Consider the following 17,529-nt stretch of genomic DNA (forward strand, 5'->3'; position numbering starts at 1 on the left):
CCTGATCCGGCGTTTCCACGAGGCCAAGGTCGCGGGCGCCAGATGCGTCACGGTCTGGGGCACCGGCACGCCGCGCCGCGAGTTCCTCCATGCCGACGACATGGCGGATGCCTGCGTGCATCTGATGAAGACTTATTCCGGGGCGGAGCTGATCAATATCGGCACCGGCGAGGACATCACCATCGCCGACTTCGCCCGCCTGGTCGCCGATGTCATCGGCTATCGCGGTGAGATCACGTTCGACACCTCGCGCCCCGATGGTACGCCGCGCAAGCTGCTCGACATCAGCCGTCTCGCGGCACTGGGCTGGCGCGCGACGACGTCGCTGGAGGATGGCTTGAAGCGGGCTTATGAGGCGTATCTGGCCGACGCGCTGGCTCCTGCACGATAGTGCTGCCAAGACGATGTCCTTGCAAAGGGCGGTCACAGCCTGTTGATTTCGGTTGATGCGCAACAGCCGCATTTTCCTGCGCTGTTCGCTTGATGACGGACAAATCCCCTTAGGAACCTTCACTGTAAGCACGAGTTGGCCGGTCGGGCAGGGCGAGACGTCACACGAGGCAGATCGTGCAGGAAGTTGTGCCCGTGCGCTCCACGGCGCAGATCGCAGGCCATCCCATTCATCCGATGCTGGTGCCGATCCCAATCGTGTGCTTCATCGGCGTGCTGCTGACGGACATCGCCTATAGCGTGACCGCCGAGATGATGTGGGCGAATTTCTCCGCCTGGCTCCTGCTCGTCGGCGTCATCTTCGGCGTGCTTGCGGCCATCGCGGGCCTGACTGATTTCCTGGGCAACCGTCTGGTCCGGGCGCAAACGCCGGCCTGGCCGCATCTGATCGGGAACGCCGTGGCGCTGATCCTGGCAATCATCAATGCGCTGATCCACACGCGCGACGCCTGGACATCGGTATGGCCTATCGGGCTGATCCTGTCGATCCTCACCGTCCTCATCCTGCCCGTCACCGGTTGGCTCGGCTGGGCGATGGTCTATCGTCATGGCGTGGGGGTTGCGCGATGACTGCCGCATTTGTCCGCTTGGTGTTGTGCGGTTCGCTGCTGTGTCTCACCGGCTGCAATGACGGCAGCGGCGATCCCAAGGCGCAAGTCGGCACCAATCCGTCCCTGCCGGACATCCAGCAATATCTTCTCCCGCCGATTCACATCGCTCGCATCGTCGGATGGAAGAAGGACGAGACGCCGACCGTTGCGCCGGGCCTGCAGGCCAAGGCGTTCGCGACGGGCCTGCAGCATCCGCGTGTGCCCTACGTTCTTCCCAATGGCGACGTGCTGGTGGTGGAATCCAAGGCGCCGAACGCCGCCGCGATCAAGCGGCCTAAGGAGATCGTGATGGGCCTCGTTGAGTCCTGGGCGACGTCCGGCGGCGATAACGGTGCGAGCAACCGCATCACGCTGCTTCGCGACAGCGATGGCGACGGCGTGCCGGAGACGCAGAGTGTGTTCCTCGATCACCTCAACTCGCCGTTCGGCGTCGCGCTCGTCGGCAATGATCTCTATGTCGCCAACACCGACGCCATCGTCAGATACCCCTACACCGAGGGCGATACCAAGATCACCGCGCCCGGGACGGTGCTGACGCCGCTTCCGGGCGGTCCGATCGATCATCACTGGACCAAGAGTCTCGTCGCGAGCCCGGATGGGGCAACCCTCTACGTCGGCGTTGGCTCCAACAGCAACATCACCGAGAACGGAATGGAGGCCGAGCACAATCGCGCCGCCATCCTCGAGGTCGACCGCGCCAGCGGCCGTTGGCGCGTCTTCGCAAGCGGCTTGCGCAATCCCAATGGCCTGAGCTTCGAGCCGCAGAGCGGCGCGCTTTGGACGGTGGTGAACGAGCGCGACGAGCTCGGCCCGGATCTTGTTCCGGACTACATGACGTCGGTGAAGGAAGGCGGCTTCTATGGCTGGCCCTACAGCTATTACGGCCAGCACGTCGATCCCCGCGTCAAGCCGGAGCGGCCCGATCTGGTCGCGAAAGCCATCGTGCCGGACTACGCGCTGAGCTCGCATGTCGCACCGCTGGGCCTTGCCTTCTACACCGGCACCAGCCTGCCTGACGCCTACCGTGGCGGCGCGTTCGTCGGCGAGCACGGCAGTTGGAACCGGCAGGTTCTGAACGGCTACAAGGTCGTGTTCGTGCCGTTCACCGACGGCAAGCCGAGCGGCCCGGCGCAGGACGTCGTCACCGGCTTCCTGAACAGCGATAATCAGGCGCGCGGACGCCCGGTCGGCGTCGCGGTCGACAAGACCGGTGCCCTGCTGGTCGCCGACGACAGCGGCAACACGGTCTGGCGCGTCACCTCCGCGCGGCCGCAGCTCACGCAACGTTAAGCTCAGCGCCGCGTTGAGAGTTCAGACGATCCAAAAGCCAAGCCGGGAGTTGGACCAATGGGCCTCGCTCAATACGCCGTCGTGCCGATCCAGGATGGATGGGGCGTGCTGCACGACGGCAACGTCAACAGCAAATACGAAACCAAGGAGTCTGCCTTCGAATCCGCGGTGGCAGCGGCGTCGCTGGCACTTCGTGAGGGCCATGAGGTTCATGTCAGCGTGCCCGGCCGCGAGGCGGGTGAGACCGCGCTCGGCGTCTAGTTCGGCCGGGCGTCTTCAAGCAAAGTTTGGATGGAGGCCGTGATGACCAAGCCTCGTGAGCAGAATGGCGTCGAGCCGTCGCGGTCCGAAGAGGACATCCAGCGAGATCAGCTCGGTCCGCGCGGCGTGCCCGGCGCGCCGGACCCGGCCAAGATGACCCCGCAGCGCGACAAGAAGACGCCCAAGCACATCGATCCCGGTCACACGTCCTGAGTGATCCCGAAGTAAGCGTCGCTTGCGGCGGAGCCGATCTGCGGCTGACGCCGCAGTGCCATTCGGAACTGATATTCCCGTTGCCTGCGACTGCGGGTAAGACAGGCCCATCGGCGTGATCTGCACCCTTGGGGCGGGCGACTGGCGGAATGCGGTTCTTGAAATCTGACGGCAGGCTCATCGGCATCCTGCTGGTGCTCGCGATCACCCAACTCATCGGGTGGGGGACGATCGGCCTTCCCGCGATCATAGGCCGCGATCTCGCGGCGGACCTCGGCATGAGCCTGCCGGCGGTGTTTGCCGGCACGTCGGTTCTTTACGTGACCATGGGGCTGTGCGCGCCCTGGCTGGCCAAGGCATTTGCGCGGCACGGTGCGCGCAAAGTCATGATGCTGGGCACGGTCATCGCCGTGCCGGGCTTCGTTGTTCTGTCCGTTGCGCGCGAGCCGATGCTGTATTTCGCCGCCTGGATCGTGCTCGGCATGGCGGGCAGCGCGTCGCTGTCGACCGGCACTTACATCATGCTGAATGAGGTGGCCGGGCGGCAGGCCAAGAGCGCCATCGGCGCGCTCATGCTGGTGACGGGGCTGTCTAGCAGCATCTTCTGGCCGACCACGTCATTCCTGAGCGGTCTCGTCGGCTGGCGCGGGACGTGTCTCGTCTATGCGGCCATGCTGACGCTCGTTTCACTTCCCCTCTATGCCTTCGCGGCCCCACGCCGAAGCGTCGCGAAGGACGATGGCGATGCGCCGGCAAAGCGTGCCGAAGCGCCTTCGATTCCCCGCAGCACATTCGGCCTTGTCGTCTCCGCGATCACCCTCAATGCCTTCGTCAATTTCGGCCTGAGTGCCGTTCTCATCGAGCTCCTGCGGGCGGAGGGGTTGGCACCGGCGCAGGCGATCGCCTTCGGCTCGATGCTCGGCGTGATCCAGGTCAGCGCCCGCGGGCTCGATTTCCTCGGCGGCGGGCGATGGGACGGAATCACGACGGGGCTCGTCGCGGGCACGGCGCTTCCGATCGCCATGCTGCTCCTGATGCTGAGCGAGGGCGCCACCTGGGCGGTCGCAATCTTCATCCTGCTCTACGGCGCCGGCAGCGGCGCGATGGCGGTCGCGCGGGCGACGATACCGCTGGTCTTCTACGACCAGGCCGAGTTCGCCAAGGCGATGTCGATGATTGCGCTGCCGCTCAATCTCGCCTCCGCCATCTCTCCGCCCGTGCTTGTAAGCCTGCTCACCCAGTTCGGCAGCCGCGGCGCGCTGAGCCTGACCTTGGTGTTTTCCTGCGCAACAGTGCTGATCCTGATCCTGCTCGGCCGCCGCCGCCCGCAAATCGCCGCGGCTGGCGCAGCCTGAGGCCTATTTGCCCGTCGCGCTCGCACTGAGGCGCGTCATCAGTTCGCGCTGCTTGCGGAACGCATCCGGAATCGCGCCGTATTTGAGCGACGCCGTGCAGTCGTCCAGCGCCGCCTTCAACTCGCCGAGTTGCATGTAGGCATAGCAGCGATTGTTGTAGCTCACCGCAATGTCCTGTTTGGATGTCACCGCGGTATCGTAGAGATATTTGTACCGGTTGAGGACATCCAAGGCGCTGCCGTTGTCGTTGCGGCGGAAATGGACCATCGACAGCGCGATTGCGGCCGAGCTCCGGAACTGGTGCTCGGACTCGGCGACGACAGTCAGATCGCGCGCGGCCGGATCGGCATCGCCTTTGTCACTATGCGCCACGCCGCGCCAGTAATGCGCCGGCAGGTTGCCCGGCCATCGATCGATCGCCTGCGTGCAGGAGCGGATCGCGTTGTCGTAATCCTTGAGTTGGTAATAGGCGAAACAGACGGCATGATCCTGCCCGGTCTTGTTGCCGATGGCGATGGCCGCTTCCTCATAGGCGATCATATCGACGTAGCGATGGAGCTTGTTGGCGAGGTAGGCCATGTGCTCGTAGACGCCGGCAATGGCGAGGTATTTCTCCTCGTCGCCGGGGAACGACATGGCCTCGATGTCGCGCAGCGCTTCCTCGTCTTTTTGCAGGGCGTTGTCGTAGAAGCCCTTGCGGCTCCAGGACTCCGCGACGACCTTGTCGATGACGTAGTTGTTGCTGCCGGGCTTGTCCTGCTTGAGCTGGGTGTCGCTGTGCATACTGCTGGCAGCTAGCTCGAGCATGGCGCCGGTGTAATGCTCACCACCGCTGGTCTTCAGCATGTTGGAGAGCGGCTGCTCCAGCGTCGTGCTGAACTGATATTTGTCGAAGCGGTCGTAGAGGTTCAACGCGTCCACGACCTTGCGCTCGAGGTCCTTGGTAACGACCGCCTGCATGCTGGGAGCGGTGCACTCTGTCATCTTGTCGTTGTCCGGCCAGAAGCGGCTGCAGCCGGTAGCGGCGGTCTCCAGGAGATAGCGATAGAGCGCGACGTGGAGCAGCTTCAGCGGCGAGCCGTCGGCGGCTTCGCCGGCGTAGCGATCGACGAAAGCATACATCGCCTCGACGCTTCCGCCCCATTTCGGCTGGAGCACGACCAGCATGGCCGGATACAGCGGATAGTATCCGGGATATTTGGCGACGCCCGCCTCGAAAGCGCGCATCATCTCGTCGGAGAAGCCATAGCCACGCAGGATCTTCAGCCATAGCTGGAAGCTGTAGGGATTGCCGCCGTCGAGGTGGATCGAGGCTTCGATATCGGTCCGCGCCCGCTCGATCAGGACGCCATAGGCCTCCATGCGGGCGGCGGGCGTCTCGCTGACGAAGTTGCTGCCGCGTTCGAGCCAGGCCTTGTCATGAAGGTAGGCGGCACGGACCAGGAGCGGTATCGCATCATTCTTGTTCCGCGCGACCCAGGCGTCGAGATGTCCTTCGAAGTCCCGGTCGTTCAGATCCGGAATGGCGCCGATGAGATCGCCGAAGGGAAAGAAGCGCCAGGTTTCCACGCGGCTGCTCGCGAGGGCAGTGGCAACGATCTTGTCTACGGCGGGAAAATCCTCCTGCTTGATCGCATTGCGGGCCCGGAGCGCTTTTTCCGACGTCAGCTCAATGGTGCGGGGCTTGAGGTTCAGTGCCGCGATCCTGGCTTTGACCTCGTCGGTGAAGTCGCGGCCGGCTGCCTGTGCTGCGGGCCCACAGCCGAGGACAATGGCGAGCGACAGGACGCTGAGCGCGATGCGTGTCGGCGGCCGGCGGAGCAGGATGGAGAGAAGGCGGGCCATCTTCGAGCTCTTCATGAATGTCTCGTGCGAGAGGTCATAGGCGAGGAGGACGCGCGACGCGTTGTGCGTGGCGGCCCCAATGATGCGGTGAGGCTGTTAAGATTCGCCGGGGGTAGGGCCCCAAAATTTCACCAACATGTCACGGAGGTTGTCAGAAAGCGTTAGCTTTACCGGGGCGGGCGCCCCTGCGGTCGAGCGGGGATGGCCGTATGCCGCCAGTGCAGTGCTCAGCGCGCGAAAATGGTGTATCCGCAAAGAGCGCGGCCAAGGCCTGACGCCGCCGCGCCAAGATCAGTTCCCGGAGGAAACCTACATGTCGGCCTTGCCGCTTTCAGGCATCAAGATCCTTGACCTCACGCGCGTGCTTGCGGGTCCCTTGTCGGCCCAGATGCTGGGCGATTTGGGCGCGGAGGTGATCAAGATCGAACGGCCGGGCACCGGCGACGACGCACGCGCCTTCGGCCCGCCTTACCTGACCGACCCCGAGGGCAAGGCGAACAACAACAATTCGTTCTATCTTTGCGCCAATCGCAACAAGAAGTCCGTCACCGTCAACATCGCCAAGCCGGAAGGACAGGAGATCATCCGGCAGCTCGCGAAAGACGTCGACGTCTTCATGGAGAACTACAAGGTCGGCGATCTCAAGCGCTACGGGCTCGACTACGAGTCCATCAAGGCTATCAACCCCGGCATCATCTATTGCTCGGTGACCGGCTTCGGCCAGACCGGCCCGTACGCGCCGCGCGCCGGCTATGACGCCATCCTGCAGGCGATGGGCGGCCTGATGAGCGTCACCGGCCATATCGACGGCGAGCCAGGCGAGGGCCCGATGAAGGTCGGCCCGTCGATCGTCGACTACATGACTGGCATGAACACCTCGATCGGGCTTCTCTCGGCGCTCTACCATCGCGACGTCAATGGCGGGGAAGGGCAGCATCTCGACGTCTGCCTGTTCGATACCGTCATCGCGTCATTGTCGCACTGGCTGCAGATCTACCTCGTCAACGGCAAGACACCGCCGCGCCGCGGCACCTGGGGCAATGGTGGCATGCCGGCCGGCGTGTTCCGATGCACCGACGGCGAACTGATGCTGGTGGTCGGCAATGACGGCCAGTTCCAGCGTACCTGCGCCGTGCTCGGCGAGCCTGAGCTCGCCAACGACAAGCGCTTCATCAAGAACAACGACCGTGTCGTGCACGGCAAGGAGATCATGGCGATCTTCGCCGGCCTGTTCCTGACGAAGCCGGTGGCCTATTGGCTGGAGAAGCTGGAGGAGGCCGGGGTGCCGTCAGGTCCGATCAACAATTTCGAGCAGGTGTTTAGCGATCCGCACGTCCAGTCGCGTGGCATGCGGGTGAAGGCCAACCACCCCTTCGAGCCCGATCTGTCGCTGATCCGCAACGCGCTGACCTTCTCGGGGACGCCGATCAAGGACTACCGCGCCCCGCCGCTGCTGGGCGAGCACACCCAGGAGGTGCTCGGCGGCAAGCTCGGCTATGATGCCGGAAAGATCGAAGCGCTGAAGAAGCGGGGCATCATCTAGCGGCCCGGCGTGCTCAGGCGCGCAAGTGCGCTGCTGAGCGCGCCACCATCTCCCACAACGGGAGAAGGAAGAGGGCCGGTAATCGCGTTGAGTTACACCGACAAGGGGCGCCATCGCATGATCACCGGCAAGACCATCATCACCTGCGCGATCACCGGCAATCTCACCAAGCCCGAGCAGTCGCCTTACTTGCCGATCACGCCCGAGCAGATCGCGACATCTGCATTGGAGGCCGCAGAGGCGGGCGCAGCTATCGCGCACATCCATGTACGCGATCCCGCGACCGGCCGCCCCTCGATGTCGATCGAGCTCTACCGCGAGGTGATGGAGAGGATCCGCGCGCGCAACAAGAGCCTCATCATCAATCTCACCACCGGTCCGGGCGGGCGTTTCGTCCCCTCGATCGAAGATCCCCGCGTTGCCGGCCCCGGCACCACGCTGCTGCAGCCTGAAAAGCGCGTCGAGCATGTCGAATTGCTCAAGCCCGACATCTGCACGCTCGACCTCAACACCATGAATTCCGGCGGCGAGGTCGTGATCAACACCCCGCGCAACGTCCGCATCATGGCCGAGCGGATGACGGCGGCGGGCGTGCTGCCGGAGATTGAGCTGTTCGATTCCGGCGATTGCCATCTGGCACGCGACCTGTTCGCCGACGGCACGTTGAAGGGACCGGGCTTGTTCTCGCTTGTGCTCGGGGTGAAGTACGGCTTCTCCGCCACGCCTGAGACGATGTTCTATGCCCGCAGCCTATTGCCGCCGGGCGCCATCTGGTCCGGATTCGGCATCGGCCGCGCCGAGTTCCCGATGGTCGCACAGGCGTATTTGCTCGGCGGCCACGTCCGCGTCGGCATGGAGGACAACCTTTATATGTCGAAGGGCGTGCTGGCGAAGACCAACGCGGAGCTGGTCGCGCATGCAGCCGCGATCCTGAAGAGCCTCGGTGCGGCTGTCGCGACGGCCGCCGATGCGCGGGCGATGCTCGGGCTGGCCTGAACGCCTCACTCCTGCTGCTCGCGCCAGGCACACTTCGCGGCCTCGCGAAAATCCGAGGGCCGGCTGCCGAAATGGCGGCGGAAGGCGCGGTTGAAATAGGAGACGTCGCCAAAGCCGCTCTCGTGGGCGATCCGGGCGATGTTGAGATGTCCGAAGCGGCGGTCGACCAGCATGCGGTGGGCCCTTGCCAGCCGCTCGGCGAGCACGAAGGTCGAGAAAGACGAGCCGTCCTGCTCGAACAATTTGCGCACATAGCGCGGCGAGATGCCGTGGCGGGCGGCGATCGCTTCCGTCGACAGCTCGCTATCGCTGAGCGCGGCCAGGATGTCCGACTTGATCGCGCTCAGCCGCGCCGCGGTGCCACCGCGCTGCCGCGCGAGCTCGGCATAGTCGCCATGGGCGCCGAGCGCGAGTGCGGCGAGATCGATCAGGTGCTCGGATGCGCTACGCGCGACCGCCGGATCGGACGGCGGCGCGCCGTTGCCGAGCGCGTCGACATAGCGGGTCAGAAGACGCAGCGCGTCGTTGTCACTCGGGATCGAGCGGCCGAACGCCCGCGTATAGTGCGGGGCGAGCCGCGCCAGCACCGGCAGCGAGAACAGCAGGGTGACGAAGCTTCCTTCGGTCAGCATGGTGCTGGTCGAGGGATCGAGCGGCGCGATCACGCTCGCGCTGCCGACGCCTGAGATCAGCTCCTTGCCGAACTGGGTCGCACTGGCGCGGCCCGAGCGCAGCACGCTGATGGCGAGGAGGTCCTTGCTCCGCGTCGCGAGCTCCTTGGAGACGCGATAATGCGCCGCCGAGCGCGAGCCGGCCGCGATGCTGACGTTGGGCAGCAGATTGAACGTCACGTCCGCATGAAACGGCTGGTCCCCGATCGGCTCGATGTCGACGCTGGCGATGCCGCGCCCGTAGACCTCCCGCCACATCTGAAGCCGTTTTGCTTCCGGAAAGTCGCGGGTCGAAATGTGTGCGCGCCGGAATGGTCCTGTGTCCTGCATGTGCCCCCCGGGAATCATCGGTACCGCAGCTTTGACGCAGGATGCCAGAGGGAAGTTCGAAGCTGGACCTGGCCGGCCGAAATGTCGGCTGCGCCCGGGTCGATGTCACGTTGAGACAAGCCGGCACGCGGATTTGGTGGCACGGGCGCCACACTGACCGCCGAACCGCCGTGATGTTCCGCCTGGGCCGATCGCGCGTTCCGCCAAGGCCAAGACAGTTGCGCGGCCCTCGGGTCAATTGCCGGCCGAACGGCTGCTTCGGCCGCAAGACTGGGAATGACTGATGACGATGGAAAGCCGCACCGCCGCAATCAAGACGGTGCACCGCCCGACCTCAATGCGCGACAGCACGGGACTGCTGCGGCGACTGGCCGCCCCGTTCTCGCTGTCGGCGGCCGCGGTGGTCGCCTTGCCGGGGGGGCCTGCGGCCGCCGCCTGCGTGCAGTCGGGCAGTGTCGTCACCTGCAGCGGCGCGAACAGTACCGGGTTCGGCTCCGGCCTCGAGAGCAATCTGTCGCTGACGGTGGTGTCCGGCGCCTCGATCACCGTTCCGTCCAACGTGATCGCGATCGACCTCGGCGCCGGCAACACGGCCGTCAACAACGGCGCCATTTCGGTCGGCGACAATGCGGCGGGCATGCAGGGGAGCGGCAACAACAACACATTCACCAACACCGGCACGATCGCCATCGGCTCAAATGCCGCGGGCATCTTCATGCTGGGCAACAACAATAAGGTGTCCAACACCGGCGCGATCACCGGATCGACGCTCATGGGCGTCGGCATCGATGTTCTCGGCACGGGCAACGCCGCAACCAATTCCGGCACTATCACGCTGACCGGCACGGCCTCGACCGGCATCTCCGCCAACGCGACCGGCAACACCATCCAGAATTCGGGGACCATCACGATCGGTGGCGGTAGCGGCACCAACGGCCAGGGCGTCTTTCTGCTCGACAGCAACACTTTCACCAACAGCGGCACGATCCATGCCGCCGGCGACGACAGCGTCGGTGTCAGCATCTGGGGCAACGGCAACACGATCACCAACACCGGCACGATCGTCGCGACCGGCGCCACCGGCATCGCGGTCGGCTTCGGCGGCACCGGCAACACGGTCGTCAATAACGGCACCATCAAGGGCGGCACCAACGGCTATTCGCTGTTCTCGTTCGGCACCACGGGCAATAGCATCACCAACAACGGTACGCTGGACGGAGCCATGTTCTTCATCGGCACCGGCAACAGTCTAACCAACAACGGCCTGGTCACCATCAGCGATCCGGCGACGGCGCTTGCGCCCGGCAACATCGACTTTGGCGGCACGTTCACCCAGTCGGCGCAGGGCACGCTGGCGCTGCGCGTTGACAGTGCCGGCCATGGCGACGGCCTCTATGCCCAGGACCAGGCCAAGCTCGGCGGTACCTTGCGAGCGGTCGTGCAGGCGGGCCTCTACCAGTCGACGACCACCTATACCGGCCTCGTGCAGAGCCCTGGAGCCGTCACCGGACAGTTCGGCGCCGTCACCTCGTCCTCGGCCTTCTTCAACGCGGTCGCGACCTACAACGCCAACTCCGTGGACCTGACCCTGACGCGCCAGGGATTTGGCGCGGTGGCAGGTGAGACGGCGAACCAGCGTGCGGTCGGCAATGCGCTGGAGGCCGGCTACACGCCTTCGCTCACGGGGGTTGCCGCGGCATTCTATTCGCAGCTTCTCGCCGCAGGTTCGGTGGGCGTGCTCGACAAGCTTTCGGGCGAGGGCACCAGCGGCACCCAGAACACGGCCTTTGCCGCCGCCAACATGTTCGGTCAGACCATCGATGGCCAGATGAATGCCTGGCGCGCCGGCACCCGTGGCAGCGCGACGGGATCGGGTGCGCTCGGCTATGCCGAGGCGCGGCCGGCGACCTCGGCGTTCAACGCGCTGAAGGCGCCGCCGTTCGCGCAACCGCAATGGCACGCCTGGGCGTCGGGCTTCGGCGCCGGACAGTCGCTGTCGGGCGATGCGGCGGTCGGCAGCGCAGGCTTCAGCGACCGTGTCGCGGGCGGCGCGGTTGGCGTGGATCATCTCGTTGGTCCGGATCTTCTGGTCGGCATCGCCGCCGGCGGCTCCAGCGCAACGTTCAATGTCGATGATCGCGCCACCTCCGGCCGGCTCGACGGGGCCCATCTCGGCGCCTATGCGATGCAGCGCTTCGGTGCGGCTTACGTCTCGGGGCAGCTCGCCTACAGCCACTTCAACAACTCGACCACGCGCATCATCACCGGCGTCGGTGCTGACGAGATCGCGAAGGGCTCGTTCGGCAGCGATCAATTCGGCGGAAGGCTCGAGGTCGGCCGCACCTATGATTTCGGCACGGTCGCGGTGACGCCGTTTGCCGCGCTCCAGGCGGCAAGGCTGTGGCAGGCGGGCTATACCGAGACCAGCATCACGGGCGCGGGGCCCGGCGTGCTCGGTCTGAGCTACGCGGCGCGGAGCGTGTCGTCGCTGCCGCTGTTCCTCGGTAGCAAATTCGATGCGCGGTTCGATCTCGGCAACGGCATGATGTGGATGCCGTTCGCAAGCCTTGCTTGGGTGCACGAATTCTCGCCGACCCGCGACGTTACCGCGACGCTCGTGTCGATGCCGGTTCCGGCCTTCACCGTCGAAGGCGCGCGGGCCGCCAGCGACGCCGGTCGCGTGGAACTCGGCTCGCGCCTGGTGTTGAACCGCTGGTCGGAACTTTCGGCGCGCTTCACCGGCGAATTCTCGAACGTGGGCCAGATTTATGCCGGCACCGGATCGTTGCGGATAAGCTGGTAGCGCGATGCAACCGCGCGGAACCCGCGTGACGCTCGGGCTTGCCTGGGGCTTGTCCACAATCCCCAGGTGAATCCGGTCCGTAGTCGACCCGGCTTCCTCTTTTCGCCCGACTCTGATTCGATCTTTGCCATCCGTCGCATCAGCGTTCGGGGGGAAGAAGAATGTCCTACACGATCGGGTTCCAGGCCAAGAACCAGAAGGCAATCCTGGCGACAGAAGCGGCCACGGCCAATCAGGCGGTTGCCGTCGTTGCAGCGCTGCAACAGAGCGCAAACGCCATCGAGTTCATCCGCTCGCCTCAGGAAGGCGACATGGGTATCGAGATGCTGCTGCTGCTCGCCAAGGAAGAGGCCGAGGAGATGCCGCAGCGGGTGTAGCCCGCGAGCGCGACCACAGTTCGAGCTCAAGCGAAGCATGCTGGCTGCATGATGATGTAGCCTGTTGCTACCTTGCTTGAACCGAAGGTGGCCGCCCATGAAGCGCGAGGCTCTGCGCGTCGAACCGATCTCGACCTATCTCGACCGCTGGAAGGCGCCGGTCTCGCCGGTGACGCGCGCCGGCGACATGATCTTCGTCTCCGGCCTGCCGCCGTTCGACCCCGAGACGGGCGAGATCGCGGTTGCGCCGATCGAGCGCCAAAGCGAATTGATCCTGGAGCAGATGAAGCTGTGCCTTCAGACGGCGGGCGCCTCGCTCGACAACGTCATGAAGTGCAATGTCTACTGCACCTCAGCCAGGCACTTCGCCGTCTTCAATGCGATCTATGCGCGCTATTTCCCGGAGCAGCCGCCGGCGCGGATCTTCGTCTGCATTCCCGAATGGACCGGGCCTTTCGACATCGAGATCGACTGCATCGCGATGGTCTGAGATTTAACGCGCATCGCGTGCCAGCGCACGCGCCGGGGCCTTGGTCTCGGCCTTGCCGGCGGTCAGCGCCATCGCCGCGACACTGACCACGCGCGCGATCACGTCCTCGACGTCGTCGAGGTCGCATTTGCCCTCCGACAGCTTCGTCAGCCGCTCGCTCTCGCGGATGGTGTGGTGCGCCATAGCGAGCGCAAAGTTGAGACCCCAATAGATATCGATGTCGCTGCGCTCGGGCAGGGACCGTCGCATCGCGGAGACGAATTTCCGCAAATGGTCGATCTCGCGGTTCTTGATGCGGCGGATCGGCGGCACGGACTCGATCGAGGCGCGGATCATGAAGCGCGCCGCGGTCGAGCGCTGGTTCTCCGGACCAAGGCAGCCGCGCAGCGTCGGGCCGACGAGGGCGCGCAAGATCACCTCGATCGGCGCGCGGCCGCCGCCTTCCTCCTCGGCCGCCTTCAATTCGCGCAACCGCTCGCGGTTGGTCGCGATCGACCGCGTCACGAACAGCTCTGCGATCAGCTCGTCCTTCGAGCCGAAATGATAGTTCACCGCAGCTAAGTTGACATTGGCATCCGCGACGATGTCGCGCAGCGTGACGTCGCCGAAGCCGCGATCGGCATAGAGCCGCTCGGCGGCAGCGAGGATTGCGGATCGGGTGTGATCGCTGGCCATGGAGTGCCCTCAGGCGAGGGAGTTGCAATTCAAACAGTTGTATGAAACTATCGTTTGAAGGTCGGAAAAAGTCAATCCGCTTGATGGAATTAGCCGCGCTTGCGGCGTTGGTTCCCTCTCGTATCCGCAACTTGCCGAATGGTGCTTGCGAGCTGCGCGCGGCGGGAGGACAGTCCGGCGCAAAACCGCTTTGTAGAAAGAGACGAGGAGCATCCCATGGATTTCGATCTGTCGCCCAAGCAGAAGGAATGGCTCGACCGCGTGCAGTCGTTCATGACCAAGCACGTGCGTCCGGCGGTGCCGGTCTACAACGAGCAGGACAAGAGCGGCGATCGCTGGAAGGTCATTCCGATCCTGGAAGACCTCAAGAAGAAGGCGAAGGCCGAAGGCCTCTGGAACATGTTCATGCCGCCGTCCGAGCATGAGGACGATGAATTCCGCGGCGCGGGATTGACCAATCTCGAATATGCGCTGCTGTCGGAGCAGATGGGCCACATCTCCTGGGCCTCTGAAGTGTTCAACTGCTCGGCGCCCGACACCGGCAACATGGAAGTGTTCATCCGTTACGGCACCAAGGAGCAAAAGCGCAAATGGCTGCGTCCGCTGATGGACGGCGAGATCCGCTCCGCCTTCCTGATGACTGAACCGGCGGTGGCGTCGTCCGATGCCACCAACATCGAGACCCGAATCGAGCGCGACGGCGACACTTACGTCATCAACGGCCGCAAATGGTGGTCGTCGGGCGTCGGCGATCCCCGCTGCAAGATCGCGATCCTGATGGGCAAGACTGACCCTTCGGCTGCAAAACATCAGCAGCAGTCGCAGATCCTGGTTCCGCTCGACACGCCCGGCATCAAGGTCGAGAAGATGCTGCCAGTGTTCGGCTTCGATGACGCGCCGCACGGTCATGCCCAGGTGCTGCTCGAGAACGTGCGCGTGCCCGCATCCAATATCCTGCTCGGCGAAGGCCGCGGCTTCGAGATCGCGCAGGGCCGCCTCGGTCCGGGCCGCATCCATCACTGCATGCGCACCATCGGCAAGGCCGAGGAGGCGCTGGAGAAGATGGTGAAGCGGCTGATGTCGCGCACCGCCTTCGGCAAGAAGATCGTCGAGCATTCGGTGTGGGAGCAGCGCATCGGCGAAGCCCGCACCAACATCGAGATGACGCGTCTGCTCTGCCTCAAGGCCGCCGACATGATGGACAAGGTCGGCAACAAGACGGCGCAGGCCGAGATCGCCATGATCAAGGTCGCAGCCCCCAACATGGCGCTGAAGATCATCGACGAGGCGATCCAGGCCTTCGGCGGCGGCGGCGTCTCGGACGAGGCGGGGCTTGCCAAGGACTACGCCCACATCCGCACGCTGCGGCTCGCCGACGGTCCGGACGAGGTGCACAATCGCGCCATTGCCAGACTTGAAATCCGGAAGTATGCAAACTCTCCCGGTCATTAAGAGGGAGCGCCCTTTGGTGCTCCCGACTTGAAGAAACGACAGGGCATGATCCGCAAAAGCCGGATGACCGCTTGACGCAAGTGCGTGCGCGGTGACCGGCTAGGATCATGCACCGACTGAAGAGGGAGCGTCATCGTGGCTGACGGCGTCAGGAAAGACGAAGAGTTCTCGGGCACCAAGCCGGTCGAGGAGCGGCATCGTTTCGACGAGCTGCGCCTGGACGCCTGGATGCGCGACAACGTCGAAGGCTATGAGGGGCCGCTGGTCGTCCTGCAGTTCAAGGGCGGCCAGTCGAATCCGACCTACCGGCTGAATACGCCGAGCCGCTCCTACGTGATGCGCCGAAAACCGTTCGGCAAATTGCTGCCGTCGGCGCACGCGGTCGATCGCGAATACCGGGTAATCGCAGCACTCGGCAAGCAGGGTTTTCCGGTTGCGCGTGCCTATGCGCTCTGCCAGGACGACAGCATCATCGGGGCGGCCTTCTACATCATGTCGATGGAGGAGGGCCGCGTGTTCTGGGATCCGACACTGCCGAGCCAGGATCCCGAAGCGCGGCGCAAGATCTTCACCAGCAAGATCGAGACGCTGGCCAAGCTCCATATGTTCGATCCCAACGCGATTGGCCTCGCCGACTTCGGCAAGCCCGGCAATTATTTCGCACGGCAGATCGACCGCTGGACCAAGCAGTATCGGGCGTCCGAGACCCAGCACATTCCTGAGTTCGAGAAGGTCGCCGAATGGCTGCCGAAGACCGTGCCCGAACAGGCACGCGTCTCGATCGTGCACGGCGACTATCGTCTCGACAACATGATTTTCCATGCGACGGAACCGCGCGTGCAGGCCGTGCTCGATTGGGAGCTGTCGACGCTCGGCGATCCCATGGCCGACTTCACCTATCTGTTGATGCAGTGGATCATGCCGGGCCTGCAGGGCGCCGACCTCAAGGCGCTGAACATTCCGAGCCTGGAAGAGGCTGCACAGATTTATTGCAACGTCACCAAGATGAACGTGCCGGACCTCAACTGGTACTTCTCTTACAATCTCTTCCGCCTCGCGGGCATCACGCAAGGTATCGCCGGCCGCATCCGCGACGGCACCGCTGCCAACGCCAAGGCGCTCGAATCCGCCAAGCGCACCGTGCCGCTGTCGAAGGCGTCATGGGAATACGCCCAGAAGGCGGGCGCGGTGTAAGGAACGAAGGCGCGGCCGGTGGCCGCGCCCTTTTGTTTTAGATTGTCGCTGTCGTCACACACTCCGCGTCATTGCCCGCGAAGGCGGGCAATCCAGTATTCCAGAGGCCATGCAGGGATACGGAGAAGCCGCAGCGTACTGGATGCCCCGCCTGCCGCCTTCGCTAAAGCTTCGGCGGCCCAGGACCGCAAGCCCGGCGAAGCCTAGGCGTAGCCGGGTCGCGGGGCATGACGGCGATGTTGCGGTGACGCATCCGCAAGAAGGGCTATCCGCATGATCGATTCATCGACCCTCATCACCTACATCCTCATTGTGCTCGGCTTCGTCTTCATCCCGGGGCCAGCCACACTGCTCACCATGGCGCGCGCCGCGAGTTCCGGCACGAAGGTCGGGATCGCGACGGGAGCGGGGGTCGCCGCGGGCGATCTAATTCACACGAGCATGGCAATCGTGGGCCTCTCGGCAATCATCGCCACCTCGGCGCTGCTTTTCAGCGCCGTCAAATATGCGGGCGCGGCCTTCCTGATCTACCTCGGCATCCGCGCCATGCTCGACAAGGCGCCGATCGATATTGCCGGCGGCGCTCCGCCCATCAGCGCGACGAATGCATTTCAGCAGGCCGTCCTGACCGAGGTGCTCAACCCCAAGACGGCCCTGTTCTTCCTCGCGTTCCTGCCGCAATTCGTCCGGCCGGAGCATGGATCGACCACGCTTCAGCTCGCCATCCTCGGTGTCGTGTTTGTGCTGCTCGGTCTTGTCAGCACGGTCGTGTTTGCCGTCGGCGCCGCCCGCCTCGGCTCTTTGCTACGCCGCCACCCGGCTGTCGTGAAGTGGCAGGGCAAGGTGGTCGGGACCATCTACTGTGCCGTCGGCGTGCGGCTGGCATTGCAGGAGCGTTGAGCCGGTAGGGCGGATTCGGCCCCGCAGCCGGGCCGAGCGCAGCGAGATCCAGGGAAAACTGTCCCGCATGTCG

The 17,529-nt window shown here is 64.6% G+C and carries 17 protein-coding genes; 14 read left to right on the forward strand and 3 right to left on the reverse strand.

Features of this window, described 5'->3' with window-relative positions:
* The 6 genes from MTR72_RS36580 to MTR72_RS36605 form a co-directional block, all read left to right on the forward strand.
* The coding region (locus MTR72_RS36580) for an NAD-dependent epimerase/dehydratase family protein (protein ID WP_341512042.1) at positions 1-391 on the forward strand (391 nt) is incomplete at its 5' end.
* Positions 392-627: 236 nt separating this feature from the next.
* Positions 628-1,020 carry a DUF2231 domain-containing protein gene (locus tag MTR72_RS36585; protein WP_445819678.1) on the forward strand — a complete coding sequence of 131 codons (393 nt, stop codon included), beginning with the start codon at positions 628-630 and terminating at the stop codon, positions 1,018-1,020.
* Positions 1,017-2,351, forward strand: coding sequence for a PQQ-dependent sugar dehydrogenase (locus tag MTR72_RS36590; protein WP_280970268.1), 1,335 nt, complete (start codon positions 1,017-1,019; stop codon positions 2,349-2,351). Before MTR72_RS36585 ends, MTR72_RS36590 begins: the two co-directional genes overlap by 4 nt.
* Positions 2,352-2,408: 57 nt before the next feature.
* Positions 2,409-2,612, forward strand: a complete 204-nt coding sequence (locus MTR72_RS36595) for a DUF2188 domain-containing protein (protein WP_280970269.1) — start codon at positions 2,409-2,411, stop codon at positions 2,610-2,612.
* A 42-nt stretch (positions 2,613-2,654) separates the two neighbouring features.
* Positions 2,655-2,825: a hypothetical protein gene (locus tag MTR72_RS36600; protein WP_201724295.1), complete on the forward strand. Its 171-nt coding sequence runs from the start codon at positions 2,655-2,657 to the stop codon at positions 2,823-2,825.
* Positions 2,826-2,974: 149 nt separating this feature from the next.
* The gene (locus MTR72_RS36605) at positions 2,975-4,180 is read left to right on the forward strand and encodes an MFS transporter (RefSeq protein WP_280970270.1); all 1,206 of its coding nucleotides are present in this window, start codon (positions 2,975-2,977) and stop codon (positions 4,178-4,180) included.
* 3 nt (positions 4,181-4,183) lie between these two features.
* Here the strand turns inward: MTR72_RS36605 and MTR72_RS36610 are convergent, their stop codons facing one another.
* Positions 4,184-6,040 (reverse strand): tetratricopeptide repeat protein, encoded by a 1,857-nt coding sequence (locus tag MTR72_RS36610; protein WP_280970271.1) that lies wholly within the window; start codon positions 6,038-6,040, stop codon positions 4,184-4,186.
* 298 nt (positions 6,041-6,338) lie between these two features.
* On the opposite strand from MTR72_RS36610, the gene MTR72_RS36615 reads away from it, so the two are divergent.
* Both MTR72_RS36615 and MTR72_RS36620 read left to right on the forward strand, forming a co-directional pair.
* Positions 6,339-7,568: a CaiB/BaiF CoA transferase family protein gene (locus MTR72_RS36615; protein ID WP_341512044.1), complete on the forward strand. Its 1,230-nt coding sequence runs from the start codon at positions 6,339-6,341 to the stop codon at positions 7,566-7,568.
* A gap of 120 nt (positions 7,569-7,688) precedes the next feature.
* A complete protein-coding gene (locus MTR72_RS36620; protein WP_280970947.1) occupies positions 7,689-8,564 on the forward strand; it encodes a BKACE family enzyme in 876 nt (291 codons plus the stop codon).
* Positions 8,565-8,569: 5 nt separating this feature from the next.
* On the opposite strand, the gene MTR72_RS36625 is transcribed toward MTR72_RS36620, so the two are convergent.
* A complete protein-coding gene (locus MTR72_RS36625) occupies positions 8,570-9,565 on the reverse strand; it encodes an AraC family transcriptional regulator (RefSeq protein ID WP_280970273.1) in 996 nt (331 codons plus the stop codon).
* Between the two features lie 283 nt (positions 9,566-9,848).
* Between MTR72_RS36625 and MTR72_RS36630 the strand changes: the two genes are divergently transcribed.
* The 3 genes from MTR72_RS36630 to MTR72_RS36640 all read left to right on the forward strand — a co-directional run bounded on the left by MTR72_RS36630 (position 9,849) and on the right by MTR72_RS36640 (position 13,235).
* The gene (locus MTR72_RS36630; protein WP_341512045.1) at positions 9,849-12,368 is read left to right on the forward strand and encodes an autotransporter outer membrane beta-barrel domain-containing protein; all 2,520 of its coding nucleotides are present in this window, start codon (positions 9,849-9,851) and stop codon (positions 12,366-12,368) included.
* A 161-nt stretch (positions 12,369-12,529) separates the two neighbouring features.
* A complete protein-coding gene (locus tag MTR72_RS36635; protein WP_280970275.1) occupies positions 12,530-12,745 on the forward strand; it encodes a hypothetical protein in 216 nt (71 codons plus the stop codon).
* Positions 12,746-12,842: 97 nt separating this feature from the next.
* Positions 12,843-13,235: a RidA family protein gene (locus MTR72_RS36640; RefSeq protein ID WP_280970276.1), complete on the forward strand. Its 393-nt coding sequence runs from the start codon at positions 12,843-12,845 to the stop codon at positions 13,233-13,235.
* 3 nt (positions 13,236-13,238) lie between these two features.
* On the opposite strand, the gene MTR72_RS36645 is transcribed toward MTR72_RS36640, so the two are convergent.
* A complete protein-coding gene (locus MTR72_RS36645; RefSeq protein WP_280970277.1) occupies positions 13,239-13,910 on the reverse strand; it encodes a TetR/AcrR family transcriptional regulator in 672 nt (223 codons plus the stop codon).
* 216 nt (positions 13,911-14,126) lie between these two features.
* On the opposite strand from MTR72_RS36645, the gene MTR72_RS36650 reads away from it, so the two are divergent.
* The 3 genes from MTR72_RS36650 (at position 14,127) to MTR72_RS36660 (ending at position 17,456) form a co-directional block, all read left to right on the forward strand.
* Positions 14,127-15,362 (forward strand): acyl-CoA dehydrogenase family protein, encoded by a 1,236-nt coding sequence (locus MTR72_RS36650; RefSeq protein ID WP_280970278.1) that lies wholly within the window; start codon positions 14,127-14,129, stop codon positions 15,360-15,362.
* 135 nt (positions 15,363-15,497) lie between these two features.
* Positions 15,498-16,556 (forward strand): phosphotransferase family protein, encoded by a 1,059-nt coding sequence (locus MTR72_RS36655; protein WP_280970279.1) that lies wholly within the window; start codon positions 15,498-15,500, stop codon positions 16,554-16,556.
* A 273-nt stretch (positions 16,557-16,829) separates the two neighbouring features.
* On the forward strand, positions 16,830-17,456 hold the full coding sequence (locus MTR72_RS36660; RefSeq protein WP_341512046.1) for a LysE family translocator: 627 nt from the start codon (positions 16,830-16,832) through the stop codon (positions 17,454-17,456).
* The last annotated feature ends 73 nt before the right edge of the window (positions 17,457-17,529 follow it).

Source organism: Bradyrhizobium sp. ISRA442 (assembly GCF_038085055.1).
In the GTDB taxonomy this organism is placed as follows: Bacteria; Pseudomonadota; Alphaproteobacteria; order Rhizobiales; family Xanthobacteraceae; genus Bradyrhizobium.